At 70.1% G+C, this 16,867-nt stretch carries 19 protein-coding genes and 1 pseudogene; 5 read left to right on the top strand and 15 right to left on the bottom strand.

The genetic code is table 11. The features are described 5' to 3' along the window. Positions 1-19 precede the first annotated feature (19 nt). The 6 genes and pseudogenes from AC07PU_RS02130 to AC07PU_RS02105 form a co-directional block, all read right to left on the bottom strand. Positions 20-538: an RNA polymerase sigma factor gene (locus AC07PU_RS02130; protein ID WP_093352623.1), complete on the bottom strand. Its 519-nt coding sequence runs from the start codon at positions 536-538 to the stop codon at positions 20-22. Between the two features lie 19 nt (positions 539-557). Beyond that, positions 558-1,187, bottom strand: a complete 630-nt coding sequence (locus AC07PU_RS02125) for an STN domain-containing protein (RefSeq protein ID WP_495315793.1) — start codon at positions 1,185-1,187, stop codon at positions 558-560. 383 nt (positions 1,188-1,570) lie between these two features. Beyond that, positions 1,571-2,992, bottom strand: coding sequence for a trypsin-like peptidase domain-containing protein (locus tag AC07PU_RS02120; RefSeq protein ID WP_256222928.1), 1,422 nt, complete (start codon positions 2,990-2,992; stop codon positions 1,571-1,573). A gap of 170 nt (positions 2,993-3,162) precedes the next feature. After that, positions 3,163-3,597: a hypothetical protein gene (locus AC07PU_RS02115; RefSeq protein WP_495314838.1), complete on the bottom strand. Its 435-nt coding sequence runs from the start codon at positions 3,595-3,597 to the stop codon at positions 3,163-3,165. A 26-nt stretch (positions 3,598-3,623) separates the two neighbouring features. Further along, on the bottom strand, positions 3,624-4,652 hold the full coding sequence (locus AC07PU_RS02110; protein WP_495314836.1) for a hypothetical protein: 1,029 nt from the start codon (positions 4,650-4,652) through the stop codon (positions 3,624-3,626). Between the two features lie 14 nt (positions 4,653-4,666). Beyond that, positions 4,667-4,789, bottom strand: a pseudogene (locus AC07PU_RS02105) (Hsp70 family protein); the annotation flags it as partial. Between the two features lie 245 nt (positions 4,790-5,034). On the opposite strand from AC07PU_RS02105, the gene AC07PU_RS02100 reads away from it, so the two are divergent. Continuing rightward, complete coding sequence (locus tag AC07PU_RS02100; protein ID WP_495314834.1) at positions 5,035-5,922, top strand: hypothetical protein; 888 nt, start codon at positions 5,035-5,037, stop codon at positions 5,920-5,922. Between the two features lie 21 nt (positions 5,923-5,943). Here the strand turns inward: AC07PU_RS02100 and AC07PU_RS02095 are convergent, their stop codons facing one another. Then, positions 5,944-6,552 carry a TetR/AcrR family transcriptional regulator gene (locus AC07PU_RS02095; protein ID WP_495314832.1) on the bottom strand — a complete coding sequence of 203 codons (609 nt, stop codon included), beginning with the start codon at positions 6,550-6,552 and terminating at the stop codon, positions 5,944-5,946. A 77-nt stretch (positions 6,553-6,629) separates the two neighbouring features. Between AC07PU_RS02095 and AC07PU_RS02090 the strand changes: the two genes are divergently transcribed. Next, positions 6,630-7,271: an NAD(P)H-dependent oxidoreductase gene (locus AC07PU_RS02090; protein WP_495314830.1), complete on the top strand. Its 642-nt coding sequence runs from the start codon at positions 6,630-6,632 to the stop codon at positions 7,269-7,271. A gap of 34 nt (positions 7,272-7,305) precedes the next feature. Here AC07PU_RS02090 and AC07PU_RS02085 read toward each other — a convergent pair whose 3' ends face one another. From AC07PU_RS02085 to AC07PU_RS02075, 3 genes are all read right to left on the bottom strand, one after another. Further along, entirely contained in the window at positions 7,306-7,872 is a 567-nt protein-coding gene (locus tag AC07PU_RS02085; RefSeq protein ID WP_495314828.1) for a hypothetical protein, read from the bottom strand. Between the two features lie 68 nt (positions 7,873-7,940). Then, a complete protein-coding gene (locus AC07PU_RS02080) occupies positions 7,941-8,444 on the bottom strand; it encodes a hypothetical protein (RefSeq protein ID WP_495314826.1) in 504 nt (167 codons plus the stop codon). A gap of 70 nt (positions 8,445-8,514) precedes the next feature. Beyond that, the gene (locus AC07PU_RS02075) at positions 8,515-9,639 is read right to left on the bottom strand and encodes a 3-deoxy-7-phosphoheptulonate synthase (protein ID WP_495314824.1); all 1,125 of its coding nucleotides are present in this window, start codon (positions 9,637-9,639) and stop codon (positions 8,515-8,517) included. 123 nt (positions 9,640-9,762) lie between these two features. On the opposite strand from AC07PU_RS02075, the gene AC07PU_RS02070 reads away from it, so the two are divergent. Next, complete coding sequence (locus AC07PU_RS02070; RefSeq protein ID WP_398491193.1) at positions 9,763-10,353, top strand: hypothetical protein; 591 nt, start codon at positions 9,763-9,765, stop codon at positions 10,351-10,353. Between the two features lie 3 nt (positions 10,354-10,356). Here the strand turns inward: AC07PU_RS02070 and AC07PU_RS02065 are convergent, their stop codons facing one another. The 4 genes from AC07PU_RS02065 to AC07PU_RS02050 form a co-directional block, all read right to left on the bottom strand. After that, on the bottom strand, positions 10,357-10,593 hold the full coding sequence (locus AC07PU_RS02065) for a hypothetical protein (protein WP_093352645.1): 237 nt from the start codon (positions 10,591-10,593) through the stop codon (positions 10,357-10,359). A 40-nt stretch (positions 10,594-10,633) separates the two neighbouring features. Continuing rightward, a complete protein-coding gene (kdsA, locus tag AC07PU_RS02060) occupies positions 10,634-11,479 on the bottom strand; it encodes a 3-deoxy-8-phosphooctulonate synthase (protein ID WP_495314821.1) in 846 nt (281 codons plus the stop codon). A 70-nt stretch (positions 11,480-11,549) separates the two neighbouring features. Beyond that, positions 11,550-12,056: a hypothetical protein gene (locus tag AC07PU_RS02055; RefSeq protein ID WP_495314819.1), complete on the bottom strand. Its 507-nt coding sequence runs from the start codon at positions 12,054-12,056 to the stop codon at positions 11,550-11,552. 292 nt (positions 12,057-12,348) lie between these two features. Then, positions 12,349-12,684 (bottom strand): YnfA family protein, encoded by a 336-nt coding sequence (locus AC07PU_RS02050; protein WP_093347314.1) that lies wholly within the window; start codon positions 12,682-12,684, stop codon positions 12,349-12,351. 166 nt (positions 12,685-12,850) lie between these two features. On the opposite strand from AC07PU_RS02050, the gene AC07PU_RS02045 reads away from it, so the two are divergent. Then, on the top strand, positions 12,851-14,137 hold the full coding sequence (locus AC07PU_RS02045; RefSeq protein ID WP_495314817.1) for a retroviral-like aspartic protease family protein: 1,287 nt from the start codon (positions 12,851-12,853) through the stop codon (positions 14,135-14,137). A 65-nt stretch (positions 14,138-14,202) separates the two neighbouring features. Further along, complete coding sequence (locus tag AC07PU_RS02040) at positions 14,203-14,673, top strand: surface-adhesin E family protein (protein WP_495314815.1); 471 nt, start codon at positions 14,203-14,205, stop codon at positions 14,671-14,673. A 22-nt stretch (positions 14,674-14,695) separates the two neighbouring features. Here AC07PU_RS02040 and AC07PU_RS02035 read toward each other — a convergent pair whose 3' ends face one another. Next, entirely contained in the window at positions 14,696-16,651 is a 1,956-nt protein-coding gene (locus AC07PU_RS02035; protein ID WP_495314813.1) for a hybrid sensor histidine kinase/response regulator, read from the bottom strand. Between the last annotated feature and the right edge of the window lie 216 nt (positions 16,652-16,867).

Below are 16,867 nucleotides of genomic sequence, written 5' to 3'. Positions count from 1 at the left end.
AACGGAATCGGCACGCTTTTCATTTTTTTTCCCTGTTCCCGTGCGCCATGCAGTGCTCGTGCGCACGCTTGAGCTCCAGGCCGATCAGCCGCGCCGACACGCCGAAGCGGGCCGCCGCGGCCTGGTTGGACAGCTCGTCCACGCGCACCGCGAGAAAGATCGCGCGCCGGCGCGGCGGCATGCCGTCGATGACCCGCGCCAGCGCCTCGATCTCGTCGCGCGCCGCGGCCACCTCGTCGGGGCCGGGGGCCGGATCGACCAGTTCGTCCATCAGCGCGCCCATGTCGTCGGCGCTCATGTAGCGCCCGTCGCGCTCGATGCGGTCGAGCGCCACGTTGACCGCCATGCGCATCAGGTAGGCGGCCGGATTGGTCAGCGGGCCCGACGATTCCTTGCGCTCGTCCAGCCGCACCCAGGTGTCGTGCAACGCATCGCTCGCCAGCTCGACCGAGCCCAGGCGCCAGGTCAGGCGGCGCTTGAACTCGTCGTAGCGCTGGGTCAGCAGCTCGCGCAGCGCCCCGAGGCTGTTGGCACTCATGCGAGGCTCGTGGCGGCGCTCATGGCGCCGCGGCCCGGCCGGCGCCCGGGCACACCGGCGCCGCATCGGCCGTGCGCGCGCGCAGCAGCAGCACGAAGGGCCGCGCCGGATCGGCCGGCGCCTGCCCCACGTCGACACGGCGCAGCGTCTCGACGATGGCGCCGTCGCGCGCCCGGTCGCCGGTGCTGTCGAGCAGCCGCACCTGGGCGGCACGGCCACCGGTGTCGACCTGCACGCGCAGCGCCAGGCGGTAGCTGCCGAGCGCGAGGTCGCCGCGCTCGCACAGCGCGCGCAGCAGCCGCGATTCCAGCCGTTGCTCGTAGCCGCGCTCGACCACAACGGCCGGCACGGGCTCGGGCGGCACGGCGTCGTCCGGCCCCGCGGGTTGCAGCACGAAGGCCTCGGGCGCGACCAGGCGCGCGACCAGTCCGCTGCCTTCGAGCAGGCGATGCAGCGCCTGCTCGGGCGCCATGCGGCCGCGCACCGGCGCGGCGCTGCGGCCCTCGACCAGCTCGGACGGGAAGAACACCGACATGCGCGTCGCCGTGTCGTAGCGCGCCAGCGCGTCCTTGAGCGGACCGCCCGGCAGGTCGAACAGCGTTGCCACGGCCTCGGCCCGCGCCGCGCCCGCGGCCACGCACAGGCCCATGACGGCCACCCAGCACGCGAGCAGAAGACGGCGGGCGTGAAAGGCAGGGGCTGGCCGTGCGCGGCGGAGCGGCCCGGGCGCGCCGGCGAGCGTGTGCATCTGCGGAAGGTCCACCGTGAGGAGTTGCGCGGCGGATGCTAGGCAGCCGCGATGACCTTCGGGTGACAGCGCCACGCCCGCGGCACGCGTGGATGCCGCTCACCATGCCGCCCGCGCGCGAAGGCAGCCGGGCGAGGGCCGGCGAAAAAGCGCGACAAGGAAGGGCTGGGGCTCGGTCATGGGCGGGCGGTCGTGAAGGCTCTGTGCCAGAACGATCGAGGCGCCGCGCACCTGTTGTTTGTCACGAAAATTTCACGCAGCGCCGCCGCGACCGCCCTTCCCGCTCATCCGCAGCGCGGCTCGCCCGCGCGGGTGCAGATCGGCACGAAGATGCGCGTGCCCGCGCGCTGCACCAGCAGCGCCGCCGTGCCGTCGGCCGTGTCGAGCTGCTGCGCCAGCGCCTCGGCGCTGTCGATGGGCTGGCCGTTGAGCGCCAGGATCAGGTCGCCCGGCTGCACCCCCGCGCGCGAGGCCGCCGCGTTCACGCGCTGCACCAGCAGGCCGCCCTCCACGCGCAGCAGCTGCCGCTCGGCCGGCGCCAGCGGGCGCACCGCGAAGCCCAGCCGCGACGGCGCGCTCGCGGCGCCGGTGGCCAGCGGCGGCGTCTCGAAGCCGTCGACGCGCACCTCGAGCACCTGCTCCGTGCGATCGCGCCACACCATCAAGCGCACGCTGTCGCCCGGCGTCTGCTCGGCGATGAAGCCCAGCGCATCGGCCGCCTGCACCACCTCGCGGCCCTGCACCGCCAGGATCACGTCGCCCGGCCTCAGCCCGCCGGTCTCGGCCGCGCCGCGCGGCTCCACGTAGTTCACCAGCGCGCCGGCCGGGCGCGGCAGGCGGAAGGTGTCGGCCAGCGCCTGCCCCACCTCCTGCACCGACACGCCGATGCGCCCGCGCGTGACCTTGCCGGTGGCCAGCAGCTGGTCCTTGATGCGCATGGCCGCATCGATCGGAATCGCGAACGAGAGGCCCTGGTAGCCGCCGCTGCGGCTGTAGATGCGCGAGTTGATCCCGATCACCTCGCCGCGCAGGTTGAACAGCGGGCCGCCCGAATTACCGGGGTTGATGGGCACGTCGGTCTGCAGGAACTGCATGTACTCCGCGCCCGGCAGCAGGCGCCCCTTCGCGCTCACGATGCCGGCCGTCACCGAGTTGCCGAAGCCGTAGGGCGAACCGATCGCCACCACCCCGTCGCCCGGCTCCACGCTCGAGGGCTCGCCGATGCGCACCGTGGGCAGGCCGCTCGCATCGATCTTGAGCAAGGCCACGTCGGCCACCGCGTCGAGCCCGACCAGCCGCGCGCGGAACTCGCGCCGGTCCGGCAGCTTCACCGTGATCTGCGTGCCGCGCGCCACCACGTGCGCGTTGGTCAGGATCAGCCCGTCGGCGCTGATGAGAAAGCCCGTGCCCAGGCTGGCCTGGTCAGTCTCGGCGGGCTGCGGCTGCGCGCCGGGCACCAGCAGCAGCCAGCGGTCGCTGAGGCGGCGCGCCGGCGCCGAAGGCCGCTCCACGCCGATGTGGACCACGGCCGGCCCGTAGCTCTTGACCAGCTCCGCGAGCCCCGAACTCGGCCACGGCATCGCCGCCTGCAGCGGCCCGCCGAACGCCAGCCCCGCGAGCGCGACGGCCAATGCCGCGCAGAAGCGCCACGTCCGCGTGCTCGCTCCGGCGGCGCGCGGCGAGGGTCTGGCGGACGAAACGGTCATGGCGGTCTTTCAGGAGCAAGGTGGGCCCAGCCGCACGATGCGCCGACGAACAGGGTCGAGGCGCGCGGACGGGACTGGCCTCGAAGACAAGACGGTCCGGGGCGGGCGGAACTGCGCTTTGTCATGAAAATTTCACGCATCAGGTCCGATGCGCGCGGCCGCTGTGGACCTCAGGGCGCGGGCGGAGCGCTTCGCTTCTGCTGCATCCGCTGCACCATGACCGCCAGCCTGTACCCCAGGAGCGCGCCGAGCAGCGCGACGGCGACGCCCACGACCATGTGACGGGTCAGGTCCTCGAGCATCGGGGCGTACTTGCTGTGCAGCGTCCAGGCGACGCCGACGGCGGTGAAGCCGCACCAGGGCAGCGCGAAAGCCAGCATCCAGAGCAGGCCCCAGCGCGACTGGAAAAGGAATGCCAGCCCGAACGAGAACAGCGCCAGGGTCGCGGCGGCCTGGATCATCAAGGCCACGACGTCGCGCGTTCCGGGCGCCCAGCCCGCGGGGAGGTGCGGCATCAGGGCATTCGAACTCACCAGCATCAAGGCGGCAAAGAGCAGGACGTCGGCGCCGATGAGGATCAGGAGGTTTCTCGTGAAGCGGAGCATGTTCGCAGATGCCGACCCGCTCGCGCTCAGACAAGTGGCTTGGCACACTGCCAGAGCCCCAGGGCCACCATCAGCAGCACGGAAGCGAAGAACGCATTGCGGATGATCCATTGCGTGCGGGAACTGAACATCGGCGGTTCCTTGTCCGGCAGGCCGAGCCACTCCGGCTGGTAGGTGGGTTCGGGGTGCGGGGCATCGGTGGCATGCCGTTCGCGCGGCAACGCGTCGTGCCATCCATCCCACTGCGCGATGTTTTTCGAACCGACCGTGACCACGACCCATTGCCCGTAGTTCAACATCAACCAGTTCAGCATGCGGAACGTTCGCACCAGGTCGGTATCGCTCGGTCGGCGGCCGGCGCGAATGCGGTCCATCAGGTCGACCTGCAATTCACGGGCATTGGTCACTTGCGACTCGAAAGCATCGCGACCGATGACCGCGGCATGAATTTCGGCGCCGGGTATGCCGTAGTAGCGCAGACGGTCCGGATCGAGATCCCAGGCAAAGGCGACGACGGCGGCCTCGAACAGATTTTCGTGACCGGGCTGCCATCCCGCGGCAAGCAGACGAACCAGCATGCGTTCGAAGTGCTGCCGTACCTCGATCGCCTGAAGTGCCGGCTCATTCGAGATGTCGGTCATCCGCGCCGAGACCTCGGCTCGGTCGCTCAAGCTGGTCGAGAGCAGGGTTTCGAATGCCTGGCGCGCGACTTCGTCAGCCGCGAGCGCGGCCACCGTGGGTGCATCGTCCACTTCCCTGCGCTCGCACCAGGCGATCGCCTCCTCATAGGCGGTACGGAGTTGCTGGAACGATTCCAGGTCGGCTTCCTGGTCGATCGTCTTGACCCGCCGGGCATAGGCTCGACGGATATCCTGGACGGACGCATCGAGTCCGAGCTCCAGGAACCGAAGGCCCGGGGGGATGGGGATTGCTGTCATCTCTTGATTCGAATTGCGAGCGTCGTGCGTGCGCCCGTCGCGCTCGATGCGCTGCAGGCACTCGGCCAGATTTCGGGCTTCGGCGTCGATACCGCTCTCGGGGAAGCGACCGAACATCAGGGTCGCCAGCTTGCGGACCGCTGGCATTCCATGACGCCCTCGAACAGCGCGAGAATCGATATGTCGAAGGTGCCGCCGCCGAGATCGAAGGCCAGGAAGCGGCTCTCGCCGCGGCGTTGATTCACGCCATACGCCTTCGATCGATCCATCTGCGTTGCGTCTTCTCCTGTCGGCGAATGTATCCGAAGCCTGCGAGCGCCACCCGGCCGGGCCGGTGCAAATCGACGCCCGGCCGAAAGGCCACGCCCTCCGAAATCGCGTCCAGGAAGAACGGCGTGCACCGCAGGCGATCGATCTGTCGTGGAAGAAACGGCGTGCTAACGTCCATCCCAAGATGGGCCTCGCCCGAGGCCCGACAACGACGAGGAAAGCCGGCTCGATGAGTTTGACCCGCGCATGGTCGCGCCTCCAGTCACTGCGCGACGAGCCGGCCCGCAGCGACGTGCTGCTGACGCGCGCGGCCCTGATCTGCTGCGTTCCGATCATGCTGGCCTACGGCTGCGCCGGGCTCGTCTATGGCGAGCTGCCGATGCTCACGCCGTTCGGCTTCGTCGAGATGCCCGGTGCCTGCGCCTGGCTCACGGCCGCGATGGCCTTCGCGCTCGCGGTGCTGGCGACCGACTGGCTGGTGCGCGGCGAGCTCGCCACCCCGCGTGCCTCGGTGATCGTCACGACGCGCTCATGGCGCGTGGGCGATCCGCCGATGCCCGCCCTGCCGCCGCATGTGTGGCCGCAGCCGCGCAGCTCGCCGCTGCGCATCGCCTGCCTCGGCATCGCGGCGGTGGCCTGCGCCTCGGCACTGGTGGGACGCGCCACGCTCGCGCTGGGCTGGCAGGCCTTCGCGCGGCCGGGCGGGCTGGCGCCGAACGCGGAATGGCCGCTCTATCCGCTGCAATGGCTCTGGCCCTGGCTGCTGCCGCTGACCCGCCGCCCCGTGGTGCTGGGCACGATCGTGGTGGGCGCGGTGCTGCTGCTGGCCGCCTACCTGCTGGCGTGGCGCAAGGTGCGCGGCGCCTGGCTGCCGTTCATCACGATGCTGCCGCTGCTGGTGGCGGTCCATTTCCTCGGCGCGGCCGGCTTCGACTTCGCGGCCGCGCGCGGCCTCGGCGGGATCGTCGAGCCCGAGCTGTCGACCGCGCTGGCGCAACGTCCCGGACACTACAACATCCACACATTCCTGAGCCTGTGGTGCGCCATCGGGGCGCTCACGGTCGGGATGATCGGGGGCTTCTGGCTCGAGGCCTCGTCGGTGTTCGAAGAGGACTGAGCGGGCGTCGGCGCGAGCGGATCAGGTCCTGCGCGCGATCCGCACGATGGCGTCGTAGATCTCGTGCTCCGCGTCCGCCCGATCGATCTCGCCCGCGGCCGCCGCGAACGAGACGGCCTCGGCCGTCCCCAGCATCGCACGCATGCCCGCCAGCGCGAGCGGCTGCTTGGCAAAGGGCTGCAGCGCATCGCGGCACTTAGCGAGGAACAGCGCCTCGTGCTCCTTCTTGAGCGCATCGAGCTCGGGCGAGCCGGCCAGCGCGGCGCTCACGCCGGGCATCTCGCGGCCCATCTCCATCACGCAGTTGACGTAGGTGGCGGCGATCACCTTGGCCACGGCCGGCAGCGACCGGGCCGCCACCCGCAGGGCCTCGTCCATCAGCGCGTGCTGCCGGCCGTCGTACTCCTCATAGAGCACGCCGAGCAGCCCGGTGCGCGTGCCGAAATGGTCGTAGACCACGGGCTTGGTCACGCCCGCACGCTCGGCCAAGTAGCCCAGCGTGAGCGCGTCGGTGCCTTCGCCGCGCACGATGGACCACGCCACGTCCAGCAGCTGGCGGTTGCGTTCCTCCTTGGGCAGGCGCTTCTTCGCCGCGACTTGCACGGCCGGTTTCGTCGGGTTGCTTGACATCCTTAAACTACCAAAGGTAACCTACGAAGCGTAGACTACTAAAGGTAGTTTACACCCAGCCTCAAAGGAACCACCCCATGCATGCCCTCATCGTCGTCAGCCATCCCTCCCCGCAGTCGCTCACGCACGCCGTCGCGCGCTCGTTCGCCGAGGGCGTCGAGGCCTCCGGCGACCACAGCACCGAGATCGCCGACCTCGCCGCGGAGGGCTTCCAGCCGGCCTTCAGCCAGGCCGACGCCACCGCCTACCTGCTGCAGGCGCCGCTGCCGGCCGACGTCCTGCGCGAGCAGCAACGCATCGACCGCGCCGACGCGCTGGTGCTCGTCTATCCCGTCTATTGGTGGTCGTTCCCGGGCCAGCTCAAGGGCTGGATCGACCGCGTGTTCTCCAACGGCTGGGCCTACGACGAGCGGCCCGACGGCTCGCTCGGCAAGCGGCTCGGGCACCTCCCTATCCACCTGCTCGGCATCGGCGGCGCGGACGGCGGCACCTATGCGCGGCACGCCTACGACAAGGCGATGCGCACGCAGATCGACCATGGCATCTTCGATTTCTGCGGCGCGCCGGTGCGAACCTCGGAGTTACTGGTCGATGTGAATGGGCAGGGCGGGGCCGCGCACCTCGTCACCGCGCGGGGGCTTGGCAGCCATGCGTTCTCGAAGGGCGCCGCGGCCGGTGGCAGGCGGGCCGACGCGGTCGAGTTGGCGTCATCGAACTAGGCTCGGGCTTCGATCGAAACCGGGCGCCCCGAGGTCAGGCCTCGAAGGCCGCGCGAAGCGACGCCTCCACCTTGGCGTCCTCGATCTCGGGCAGCAGCATGACCACGCCCTCGCTGGCCCATTGCGTCAGGGCATCGAGCAGCGCCAGGCCAGGCGGAAGCCATGGCGAACCCGGCGTGGCCTCCTGCACCGCCGCCAAGCTCGAACCCCGGCGCAAGGTATCGGCGCGCTGAACGATGAGGAAGCGCGACCGCGTGGCCCCGTTGCCGAGCCACAGCCCGCCGGGCGCGAGCAAATATTCGCCACGGGGCGATCGCATGTAGGTGGACGCGTCGCTGCCGAAGAACAGCCGTCCGCCGTCGAAGTCGGCGAGGTACTCGTAGTCCCCCGCGAGCAGGCCGTACTCGGTGTTCTTGCTCGACCGGGACCATGCGATCGACTCGGCCAGCTTCACGCGCCGCGGTTCGCCGACACGCGCCAGCGACTTCGCGTCCACGAAGGCGTATTCCCCCTGTGGCGCCGCCCATGCGGCGACAGGCAGCGCGGCGATGCCGATGAGCAGTTGTCGTCGATCCATCCGGATTCCCTCTAGACGTTCCATGAAGCCACCCCTTCTTCCCGGCGGATCATGGCATGCCGCCTCGACCGGTCGAGCGCGGCGCTCCCTGCCTAGGACGGCTTGCTCTTCAAGCCTTTCAACACCGTCGCAAGAACGGCCGTGGCGGCCTGCGGGTCGGACGTCTCCACCGACACCCAGAAACCGTGGATGCGGAAGCGGGACACATACGCGATGTAGTGGATGTATTCATCGCTCCCCTCGATGCGACCGAGATAGGAGATTTCCGCCGATGTCTCGTCCTCGTTCATCCGGACGGAGTCGTCGAGAAAATGGATCGTGCGGCCGCCCCTCACCTGGCGTTCGAGCTTTTTCCGCTCGCGGACCACGCCGGCCGCGACCGCGTAGATCTGCCCCTCGCGCACGGAGACCAGGTGCTCGGAAATCACCAGAGACGCCAGGGGCTCCTTCGAGATGAAGCTCCACACGCCCTCGCCACGTACCTCGGTATCGATCCAGTTCTCGGCCAGGTTCAGTTCGAAGTTTCTCGCTTCGACCCGAGGCGCGCTGTGACAGGCGCCCAGCAGGGCGAGCAGGCAGACGAAGACGAAGCGCACGGTTCCTCCCGCGGTTTTCTGGATGCAAGGTGCGAACGAGACTGCAGGCAGGCAATGCGCCTGGATCCCCTCAGCCCTTCGCCAACCGCCGCCGCGCCTTCACCGCCGAAGCCAGCCCCTCGAGCACCGGCACCGTCTGCGCGAAGCCGATGCAGGCATCGGTGATCGACACGCCGTGCTTGAGCGCCACGCCGGGCTTGAGGTCCTGCCGCCCTTCCTCGAGATGGCTCTCGATCATGAGGCCGGTGATGCGCCGCTCGCCGCCCGCGATCTGTGCCGCGACGTCCTCGGCCACCACGATCTGGCGCTGGTGCTGCTTGCTGCTGTTGCCGTGCGAGACGTCGATCATGACCTGCGGACGCAGGCCGTTCGCCAGCAGCGCCTGGCAGCTGGACTCGACGTCCGCGGCCGAATAGTTGGGCGCCTTGCCGCCGCGCAGGATCACGTGGCAGTCGTCGTTGCCGCGGGTTTCGAAGATCGCCGCCATGCCCATCTTGGTCATGCCCATGAAGGCATGCGGCGCGCGGGCCGCGAGGATGGCATCGGCCGCGACCTTGACGCTGCCGTCGGTGCCGTTCTTGAAACCGACGGGGCAGCTCAGGCCCGAGGCCAGTTGCCGGTGGCTCTGGCTCTCGGTGGTGCGCGCGCCGATGGCGCCCCAGGCGATCAGGTCGGCGATGAACTGCGGGCTCAGCAGGTCGAGGAACTCGGTGCCGGTCGGCAGGCCCAGCGTGGTCAGCTCGAGCAGCAGGCGCCGCGCGCGCTCCAGGCCCTCGTTGATGGCGAAGCTGCCGTCCAGGTGCGGGTCGTTGATGTAGCCCTTCCAGCCCACGGTGGTGCGCGGCTTCTCGAAGTAGGCGCGCATCACGATCAGCAGGTCGTCCTGCAGCGAATCGGCCACCTTCTTCAGGCGCTGCGCGTACTCGATGGCCTGGTCGTGGTCATGGATCGAGCACGGGCCGACCACCACCACCAGCCGGTCGTCGCGGCCGTGCAGCACGTCCGCGATCGCGGCGCGCGCGCCCTCGACCAGCCCCAGGGTGTTGTCACGCACGGGCACGCGCTCCTGCAGCAGCGCGGGAGTCATGAGCGGGCGCACGGCACCGATGCGCACGTCGTCGATCCGGGTGGTGTCGAGCGTGCTGTCGCGGGAGCCGATTTCGGCGTCGTGGAGGGGGTCGTCGAGGCGGGGCATGGTCGTGGGGTGGTGTCGGGGGAGCTCCCGCGATTGTCCTCTCGAAAATGCCCACGGCCTCCCGGGCCCGCATCCGGATAATGCGTCGCCCACCACCGCAGGAGACGAGGATGGAGACAGAACATGGGACGTGAAGCGACCTGCCAGGCGCGCGTCGGCGACGAATCGGCCGAGGTCAAGGCCCTGCTCGAATCGACCGAGCTGATCCTGCGCGGCGCCATCAAGCGCCGCTATGCGATCGCGGCCTTGGCGCAGGTGCAGGCCACGGCCGGCGAGCTGCGCTTCGAGGCGAACGGCGAAGCGGTCGCACTGGCGCTCGGCGACACCGAGAGCCAGCGCTGGGCCACGAAGATCGCCACGCCGCCGCCCTCGCTCGCGTCCAAGCTCGGCGTGGGACCGGCGCAGCCCGCGTTCGTGCTCGGCCGCGTCGACGATGCGGCGCTGAGCGAAGCGCTGCGCGGCGCGCGCACCGACGACGCGGCGGCCGCGCATTCGGTGGTGGCCGTGGTCCGCAGCGACGCCGAGCTCGCGGCCACGCTCGAGGCGCATGCCGCGCTGCCCTGCCCCGGGCTCTGGATCGTCCATCCCAAGGGGCGCGGCGCCTCCATCGGCGACAGCGCGATCCGGCAGGCGCTGCGCGAGCGCGGCTATGTCGACCACAAGACCTCGGGAGTCTCCGAGGCGCTCACGGCCACGCGCTACGTTCGGCGCTGAACGCTAGAAATACCGCGCCCGCCGGTCGTCGCGCGGACCGACCGCGAGGTCTTCCGACAGCCCCTTGAGCACGGCAAAGCCGGCCTGGAGCGCATCGAGGTAGGTGGGGAATCCCGCCGCGGCTTCGAGCAGGCGCTCGTACTCGGGCGAACCGTCGAACGATTCGAGCAGCACCCAGTAGTACTCGCTCGTGTCGTGCTGTTCCACCGTCAGTGCGATGGAGATGAGAGGGCCGAACATGCGGGGATGCTCGCAGCCCCGCATGACGGTCTGAAGAAAGCTAGATCTTCAGGACGGGGAAGGATTTCACGAGATCGTCGAGCGCCTTGAGCTGCGTCATCAAGGGTTCGAGCTGGTGCAGCGGCAGCGCGCTCGGTCCATCGCACTTGGCCTGGGCCGGATCGGGGTGGGCCTCGATGAACAGGCCCGCGAGGCCCAGCGCCATGCCGGCGCGCGCGAGGTCCACGAGCTGCTCGCGGCGGCCGCCCGAGGCGGCGGCGCCGGCCTCGCGCTGCTGCAGCGCATGGGTCACGTCGAAGATCACGGGCAGGTCGCCCGTCGTCTTCTTCATCACGCCGAAGCCCAGCATGTCGACCACGAGGTTGTCGTAGCCGAAGCAGGTGCCGCGGTCGCACAGGATGATCTGGTCGTTGCCCGCTTCCCTGAACTTCTCGACGATGTTGAACATCTGGCTCGGGCTCAGGAACTGCGGCTTCTTGATGTTGATGACGCGGCCGGTCTTGGCGAGCGCCACCACCAGGTCGGTCTGGCGCGCGAGGAAGGCCGGCAGCTGCAGCACGTCGACCACCTCGGCCACCGGCGCGGCCTGGGCCGGCTCGTGGACGTCGGTCAGCACCGGCACGCCGAAGGCCGACTTGACCTCCTGCAGGATGCGCAGGCCCTCGTCGAGGCCGGGGCCGCGGTACGAGTGGATCGACGAGCGGTTGGCCTTGTCGAAGCTTCCCTTGAACACATAGGGAATGCCGAGCTTGCCGGTGACGCGCACGAACTCCTCGGCGGTGCGCAGCGCCAGGTCCTTCGACTCGAGCACGTTGACGCCGCCGAACAGCACGAAGGGGCCGTCGTTGCGCACGCCGATACCGGGGGGGATGGTGACGTTTTTCATGGGGGAGCTCCTGTCCTGAATCTTGGGGCCTATTGTCGACGCTCCCGGCGACCGGGCTCCAGGCCGGGGCTCAGGGCATCTTCACGGCGATCTGCGACAGCCCGCGCAGGTGGCGCGGCCCGAGGCGCGCGTCGTTGGCCGAGATCAGGCACAGCGCGCCCAGGTGCGGCTCGAGCGGGCCACCGTTCTTCTCGTACAAGACCAGCGCCTTCTCCCCGATGGTGCTGTTGTAGAGCTCGTTCCAGCTGAAGATGGCCTGGTAGCCGTCGTCGCCGAGCGCAACCACCACGCAGCGCTTGAGCTCCGAGCGCGGCCGCTCGGAAAAACCGCAGGCATCGAGCACGTCGATCAGCCGCGCGCCCGCGTAGCTGTCGACCTGCGCCACGGCACGGCCCGAATAGCACAGCACCTGGGTCGGGCCGAGGTCGTGGCGCGCCATGCGCTGGAGCGCCTCGCGCGCAAACGCAGCCGGTCGCGGCACGCCGCCGAGCACGTGCAGCAGCGCGCTTGCCGGCGGGTTCGGACTTTCGCTCGCGGCGCGGCGCGGCTCCACGGGCACAACGGCATCCAGGCTCATCGGGGTTCCTCGGTGATCAGCAGGCGACAGGCCGGCATTCTGCGCGGCGCATCCGGCCGGCGCGATCCGCCCCGGCGTATGAGCCCCATCCACGAAATGCGATTGCGCGATATTCCGGCCGACATAGCGAAAGCCGAATCTACCGCCGATCCGATGTCCCTGCCGCCGCTCACAAGGTGTGAAGAAACCGTAGCGAGCGCCCCGAGGTCGCGCCGAGGACCGGAGCCGTACTCTGTACGGTGAGGACCGCAGGTGCGAGATCGGGGGGCGCAGCAGGTTTATTCACACCTTGTCAGCGCACCAGCCGCGGCCCGGCCATGATGATGAACATGCCGAGCAGGCTGACCCCCACGCCGACCCAGTCGGTCACGCTCGGCTGCACCTTGTCGACCGCCCAGAGCCACAGCACCGCCACGCCGATGTAGACCCCGCCGTAGGCCGCGTAGACCCGGCCCGCTGCGGTCGGGTGCAGGGTCAGCAGCCAGGCGAACAGCGCCAGCGAGACCGCCGCGGGCAGCAGCAGCCAGGCCGAATGGCCCTGGCGCAGCCAGAGGTAGGGCAGGTAGCAGCCCACGATCTCGGCCAGCGCGGTGGCGACGAAGAGGGCGAAGGTCTTGAGCAGGTCCATGCGGGGATTCTCGGCGCGGATCGCACCACCGCCGGCCACTGGAACCCGGCGCGATGCGAGGCCCGCGACACCTCGGCTCGGTATACTTTCGGACACATTTTTGTGGCAACCGGCCCCCCGCTCGCGCGGGAACACGCACACAACGCCGGTGCATCGGGAGGACCTCATGGACGAGCACACCGGATCGCGGCGCGAACCGCAGTGGATGGGAGACATCGCAGCCCCGGCCCTCGGTTGGGAGCCGGGCTTCATGCGCGACGACCGCGAGCGCGGGCGCAAGGCCGGCCCGCTGTTGTGGGGCCTGGCGGCCCTCTCGCTGGCGGCGCTCGAGGCCACCACGCTGTTCTTCGGACGCTCCGAATCGATGTCCCCGGCGTTCCGCATCGGCACCGCGCTGGGCGCCCTGCTCTGGCCCCTCGTCGTGGTGCTGCTGTACTCGCTCTGGGACCACCGCTTCAGCCAGCGCCGCGGCGTCAGGGTCTTCGCCTGGACCTGCCTCGTGCTGGCGGTCGTGTCCTTCGCGAGCATCGCCACCACCCGCGGCTACTGGCAGCGCTGGCTCAACAAGGACAACCTCACCGCCGAGGACTTCCGGCGCCAGGCGGGGCGTTGCGCGCGCGAAGCCGACCTGGCCTGCGAGGAAGCCAACTGGCAGGACTACGTGCGCCTGTTGCCCGGCGACACCCTCGACCTCGCCAACCTCGGCATGGCACAGGCCCGGCGCGGCAAGCACCAGCAGGCGGTCGAGAACTTCGAGCGCGCGGAAGCGCTCGGCGAAGGCGCCTACGACCTGTTCGCCTTCCATGCCGACAGCCTCTCGAAGCTGGGCCGCGGCGAGGAGGCCATCGCGTGGTCCTACAAGGCGCTGGCGGCGCAGCCCGCGCTGGTGGACGTGCGCGCCAGGCTCGCGCGCCTGCTGGTCGCGGCCGGCCGGCCCTACGAAGCCCTGTCGCTGCTGCAGGCCTACGACAGCCAGGCCCAGGCGCGCGGCAGCCCGCTCTATTTCGCGGGCCAGCGCATCGCCATCGAGACCGCCATCGACCAGGGCGGCGGCGCCGCGGCCCCGGAGCGCGCCGGCCTGCGCCTGCCGGCCTACGGCGGCCACTTCTTCGCACCGGTGAACCTCGGCGAAGCCAAGGCCATGGCCTTCATGGTCGACACCGGCGCCACGCGGCTGTCGCTCGCGGAAGAGACGCTGCGGCAATCGAAGGCGGCCTACCGCGTCGTCGATCCCAACGTCAGGATGTTCACCGCCGACGGCCGACGGGTCGTCGCCAAGGCGATCGTGATCGATGCCATCCGCATCGGCCGCTTCGAACTCAAGAACGTGCAGGCCATCACCTGTGCCGACTGCCTGCCGCTGCTCGGGCAGTCGGTGCTGTCGATGTTCGACATGCGCTCCAGCAAGGTCCAGGGGCTGGAGTTCATGACGCTGGTGAAGCGCGGCGGCTGAGCGCCGGTGCTCGAGCGCGACAGACCCCGCGGCCCCCCGAAAGAAAAGACGCGCAGGAGGATGCGATGAACTCACCGACCCGGCTGCGCCACATCGCGCTGGCCCTCGCCTGCGCCTGCACCGTGCCCCATGCGCTTGCCACCGATTGGCGCCGCGTCGGCAACCCGACACCGGATGGCGACAACATCTACCTCGACGTGAACGGCCCCGCGCGGGAGCCCGGCGGCCATGTCGTCGCGAGCCTGCTGTTCGACTATGGGCAGGAACATCGGACCACCGACGGTCGCGCCTATGGGTCCGACGTCCGGATCACGCGGATCGATTGCCAGCGCGAACGCCTCGCGGACCAGAGCATCGTGAGCTACGCGGGACGCGCCAGCCAGGGACCGGTGGTTCGACGCATGGTGCGCCCACCCTCGGAGGCCGAGGCCGCCATGGAACCCGCGCTCCAGCACTCCACCGGGCAGGCCATCGTCTGGGCCGTGTGCGAACTCATGGTGCGCGGCAAGCCGCGGGGCTACAAGCCACCGCCTTGAGCCGTCCGACGAGGCGCCGGGCTCAACCTGTCGTGCTCGCTGGCCGCTCCTCCTGGAACAGCCGCTCCAGCATCCGCGCCAGCCGGTCCACGTCCACTGGCTTAGTCAGATGGCCGAGAAAACCGGTCTCGAAGCTGGTGTCGCGGTCGCTGGGCTGGCCGTAACCGGTCACGGCGATCAGCGCGGGCGGGTCGACCAGCTCGGCGCGCAGCCGGCGCGCGACCTCGTGGCCGTCGATGCCGGGCAGGCCGATGTCGAGCAGCACGACGTCGGGCCGGCCGGCCTTGACCGCCTCGATGGCCGCGAAGCCGTCATGCACGACCGCGCTGGCATAGCCCAGCGCGTCCATCAGCAGCGCCATGGTCTCGGCGGCGTCCTGGTTGTCGTCGACCACCAGCACCAGCCGCTCGCCGGGCGCCCGGCCCGAGGTGCCCTCGCCCGCCAGCGGCTCGGCCACGGCCGCCAGGTTGACGATGAATTCGCTGCCCTCGCCCGCGCGCCCGCTGCTGAACACGCTGACCCGGCCACCATGCAGCGCGACCAGCTGCTGCACCAGGCTCAGCCCGAGGCCGAGGCCGCCCTTGGAACGCGCGGCGTCCTGCTCGCCCTGCACGAACAGGTCGAAGATGCGGTGGACGTCCTGCGGCGCGATGCCCGGGCCGGTGTCGCGCACCACGATCTCGGCCTCGATCGGGCTGGCGCCCGCGACGCCGGGCGCGGTGGGGCCGGCGCCGAGCCGCAGCTCGATGCGCCCGCCGTTGTCGGTGAACTTGGCGGCGTTGTGCACGAGGTTGCTGACCACCTGCACCAGCCGCGCCCGGTCGCCCGTGACCCAGGGGTCGGCGCCGTCGACCTGCAGCTCGAGCACTTGCGACTTCAGCGCGACCAGCGGACGCACCGTCTCGACCGCGTCGTGGATCACGTCGCGCAGCCGCACGGGCTTGGCCTCGAGGTGGATCTTGCCGCTGGTGATGCGGCCCACGTCGAGCAGGTCGTCGATCAGCCGGGTCATCTGCCGCAGTTGCCGGTCGATGATGTCGCGCGTGCTGTTGAAGATGCGCGACTCGATCTTCTCGCGCTTGAGCAGCTCGAGCGCATTCGAGATCGGCGCGAGCGGGTTGCGCAGCTCGTGCCCGAGCATCGCGAGGAAGGTCGCCATGCGCCGCCCCTCGTCCTCCAGCGCGGTGATGCGCCGGCGCTCGCTGAGGTCGCGCGTGACCTTGGCGAAGCCCTTGTGGTGCCCCGCCGCGTCGTACAGCGCCGTGATGACCACGCTGGCCCAGAAGCGGCTGCCGTCCTTGCGCACGCGCCAGCCCTCGTCCTCGAAGCGGCCGTCGCGCAGCGCGTTGCGCAGCTCCTGCGCGGGCCAGCCGCTGGCGGCCACGTCGGGCGGATAGAAGGTCGAGAAGTGCCGCCCGATGATCTCGGCCGCCTCGTAGCCCTTGTTCTTCTGCGCGCCCGCGTTCCAGCTGATCACGTGGCCCGCGGGATCGAGCATGAAGATCGCATAGTCCTTCACGCCCTCGACCAGCAGCCGGAAGCGCTCCTCGCTCGCGCGCAGCAGCTCGTCCTGCAGGCGCCGCTCGCTGAGGTCGCGCGTGATCTTGGAGAAGCCGCGCACCGTGCCGTCGGGCCCGGTGAGCCGCGTGATGACCACGCTGGCCCAGAAGCGCGTGCCGTCCTTGCGCACGCGCCAGCCCTCGTCCTCGAAATGGCCCGCCTCGCGTGCCTGCGCGAGCTCCTGGCGCGGGCCGTCGCGCTGCTGCGCTTCGGCCGGATAGAGCATCGAGACATGGCGCCCGAGGATCTCGGAACCTTCGTAGCCGCTGACGAGCCGCGCACCGGCATTCCAGCTCAGCACCATGCCGTCGGGATCGAGGAAGAAGATCGCGTAGTCGGTGACAGCATCGATCATCTGCCGGTGATCGGCGTCCGACAGGTTGGCGATGGACAGCCACTCGGCGGCGGGATCTGGCATGTGTTTTGTTCTCTCGGACAGTGGGTTCGTGCCGGTTCCCCCTCGGCTGGACCGGGGAGTATTCCCCCGCCCGGCGGCCCGATCCGTGGGACGTTGCCGACATTTGCGGTCGGCCATCCTGCTGGGGCCACTGGATTCGGTTGGCCTGGCGGGCCGGACTGCCGAGGTGTCGAAAGAGAGATGCGAGCGGCTCGCCCCACTCGAGCGTCGACGAGG

It is taken from the genome of Variovorax sp. GW821-FHT10D07 (assembly GCF_059415325.1).
The sequence above is the reverse complement of the archived record's forward strand: the minus strand, read 5'-3'. Positions and strand labels throughout refer to the sequence as shown.

What these genes read in the sequence shown, in the direction of transcription:
- AC07PU_RS02130 (WP_093352623.1), bottom strand. Translation starts at nt 538, where the DNA reads ATGAGTGCCAACAGCCTCGGGGCGCTGCGCGAGCTGCTGACCCAGCGC.
- AC07PU_RS02125 (WP_495315793.1), bottom strand. Translation starts at nt 1,187, where the DNA reads ATGGGCCTGTGCGTGGCCGCGGGCGCGGCGCGGGCCGAGGCCGTGGCA.
- AC07PU_RS02120 (WP_256222928.1), bottom strand. Translation starts at nt 2,992, where the DNA reads ATGACCGTTTCGTCCGCCAGACCCTCGCCGCGCGCCGCCGGAGCGAGC.
- AC07PU_RS02115 (WP_495314838.1), bottom strand. Translation starts at nt 3,597, where the DNA reads ATGCTCCGCTTCACGAGAAACCTCCTGATCCTCATCGGCGCCGACGTC.
- AC07PU_RS02110 (WP_495314836.1), bottom strand. Translation starts at nt 4,652, where the DNA reads ATGTTCGGTCGCTTCCCCGAGAGCGGTATCGACGCCGAAGCCCGAAAT.
- AC07PU_RS02100 (WP_495314834.1), top strand. Translation starts at nt 5,035, where the DNA reads ATGAGTTTGACCCGCGCATGGTCGCGCCTCCAGTCACTGCGCGACGAG.
- AC07PU_RS02095 (WP_495314832.1), bottom strand. Translation starts at nt 6,552, where the DNA reads ATGTCAAGCAACCCGACGAAACCGGCCGTGCAAGTCGCGGCGAAGAAG.
- AC07PU_RS02090 (WP_495314830.1), top strand. Translation starts at nt 6,630, where the DNA reads ATGCATGCCCTCATCGTCGTCAGCCATCCCTCCCCGCAGTCGCTCACG.
- AC07PU_RS02085 (WP_495314828.1), bottom strand. Translation starts at nt 7,872, where the DNA reads ATGGAACGTCTAGAGGGAATCCGGATGGATCGACGACAACTGCTCATC.
- AC07PU_RS02075 (WP_495314824.1), bottom strand. Translation starts at nt 9,639, where the DNA reads ATGCCCCGCCTCGACGACCCCCTCCACGACGCCGAAATCGGCTCCCGC.
- AC07PU_RS02070 (WP_398491193.1), top strand. Translation starts at nt 9,763, where the DNA reads ATGGGACGTGAAGCGACCTGCCAGGCGCGCGTCGGCGACGAATCGGCC.
- AC07PU_RS02065 (WP_093352645.1), bottom strand. Translation starts at nt 10,593, where the DNA reads ATGTTCGGCCCTCTCATCTCCATCGCACTGACGGTGGAACAGCACGAC.
- kdsA (WP_495314821.1), bottom strand. Translation starts at nt 11,479, where the DNA reads ATGAAAAACGTCACCATCCCCCCCGGTATCGGCGTGCGCAACGACGGC.
- AC07PU_RS02055 (WP_495314819.1), bottom strand. Translation starts at nt 12,056, where the DNA reads ATGAGCCTGGATGCCGTTGTGCCCGTGGAGCCGCGCCGCGCCGCGAGC.
- AC07PU_RS02050 (WP_093347314.1), bottom strand. Translation starts at nt 12,684, where the DNA reads ATGGACCTGCTCAAGACCTTCGCCCTCTTCGTCGCCACCGCGCTGGCC.
- AC07PU_RS02045 (WP_495314817.1), top strand. Translation starts at nt 12,851, where the DNA reads ATGGACGAGCACACCGGATCGCGGCGCGAACCGCAGTGGATGGGAGAC.
- AC07PU_RS02040 (WP_495314815.1), top strand. Translation starts at nt 14,203, where the DNA reads ATGAACTCACCGACCCGGCTGCGCCACATCGCGCTGGCCCTCGCCTGC.
- AC07PU_RS02035 (WP_495314813.1), bottom strand. Translation starts at nt 16,651, where the DNA reads ATGCCAGATCCCGCCGCCGAGTGGCTGTCCATCGCCAACCTGTCGGAC.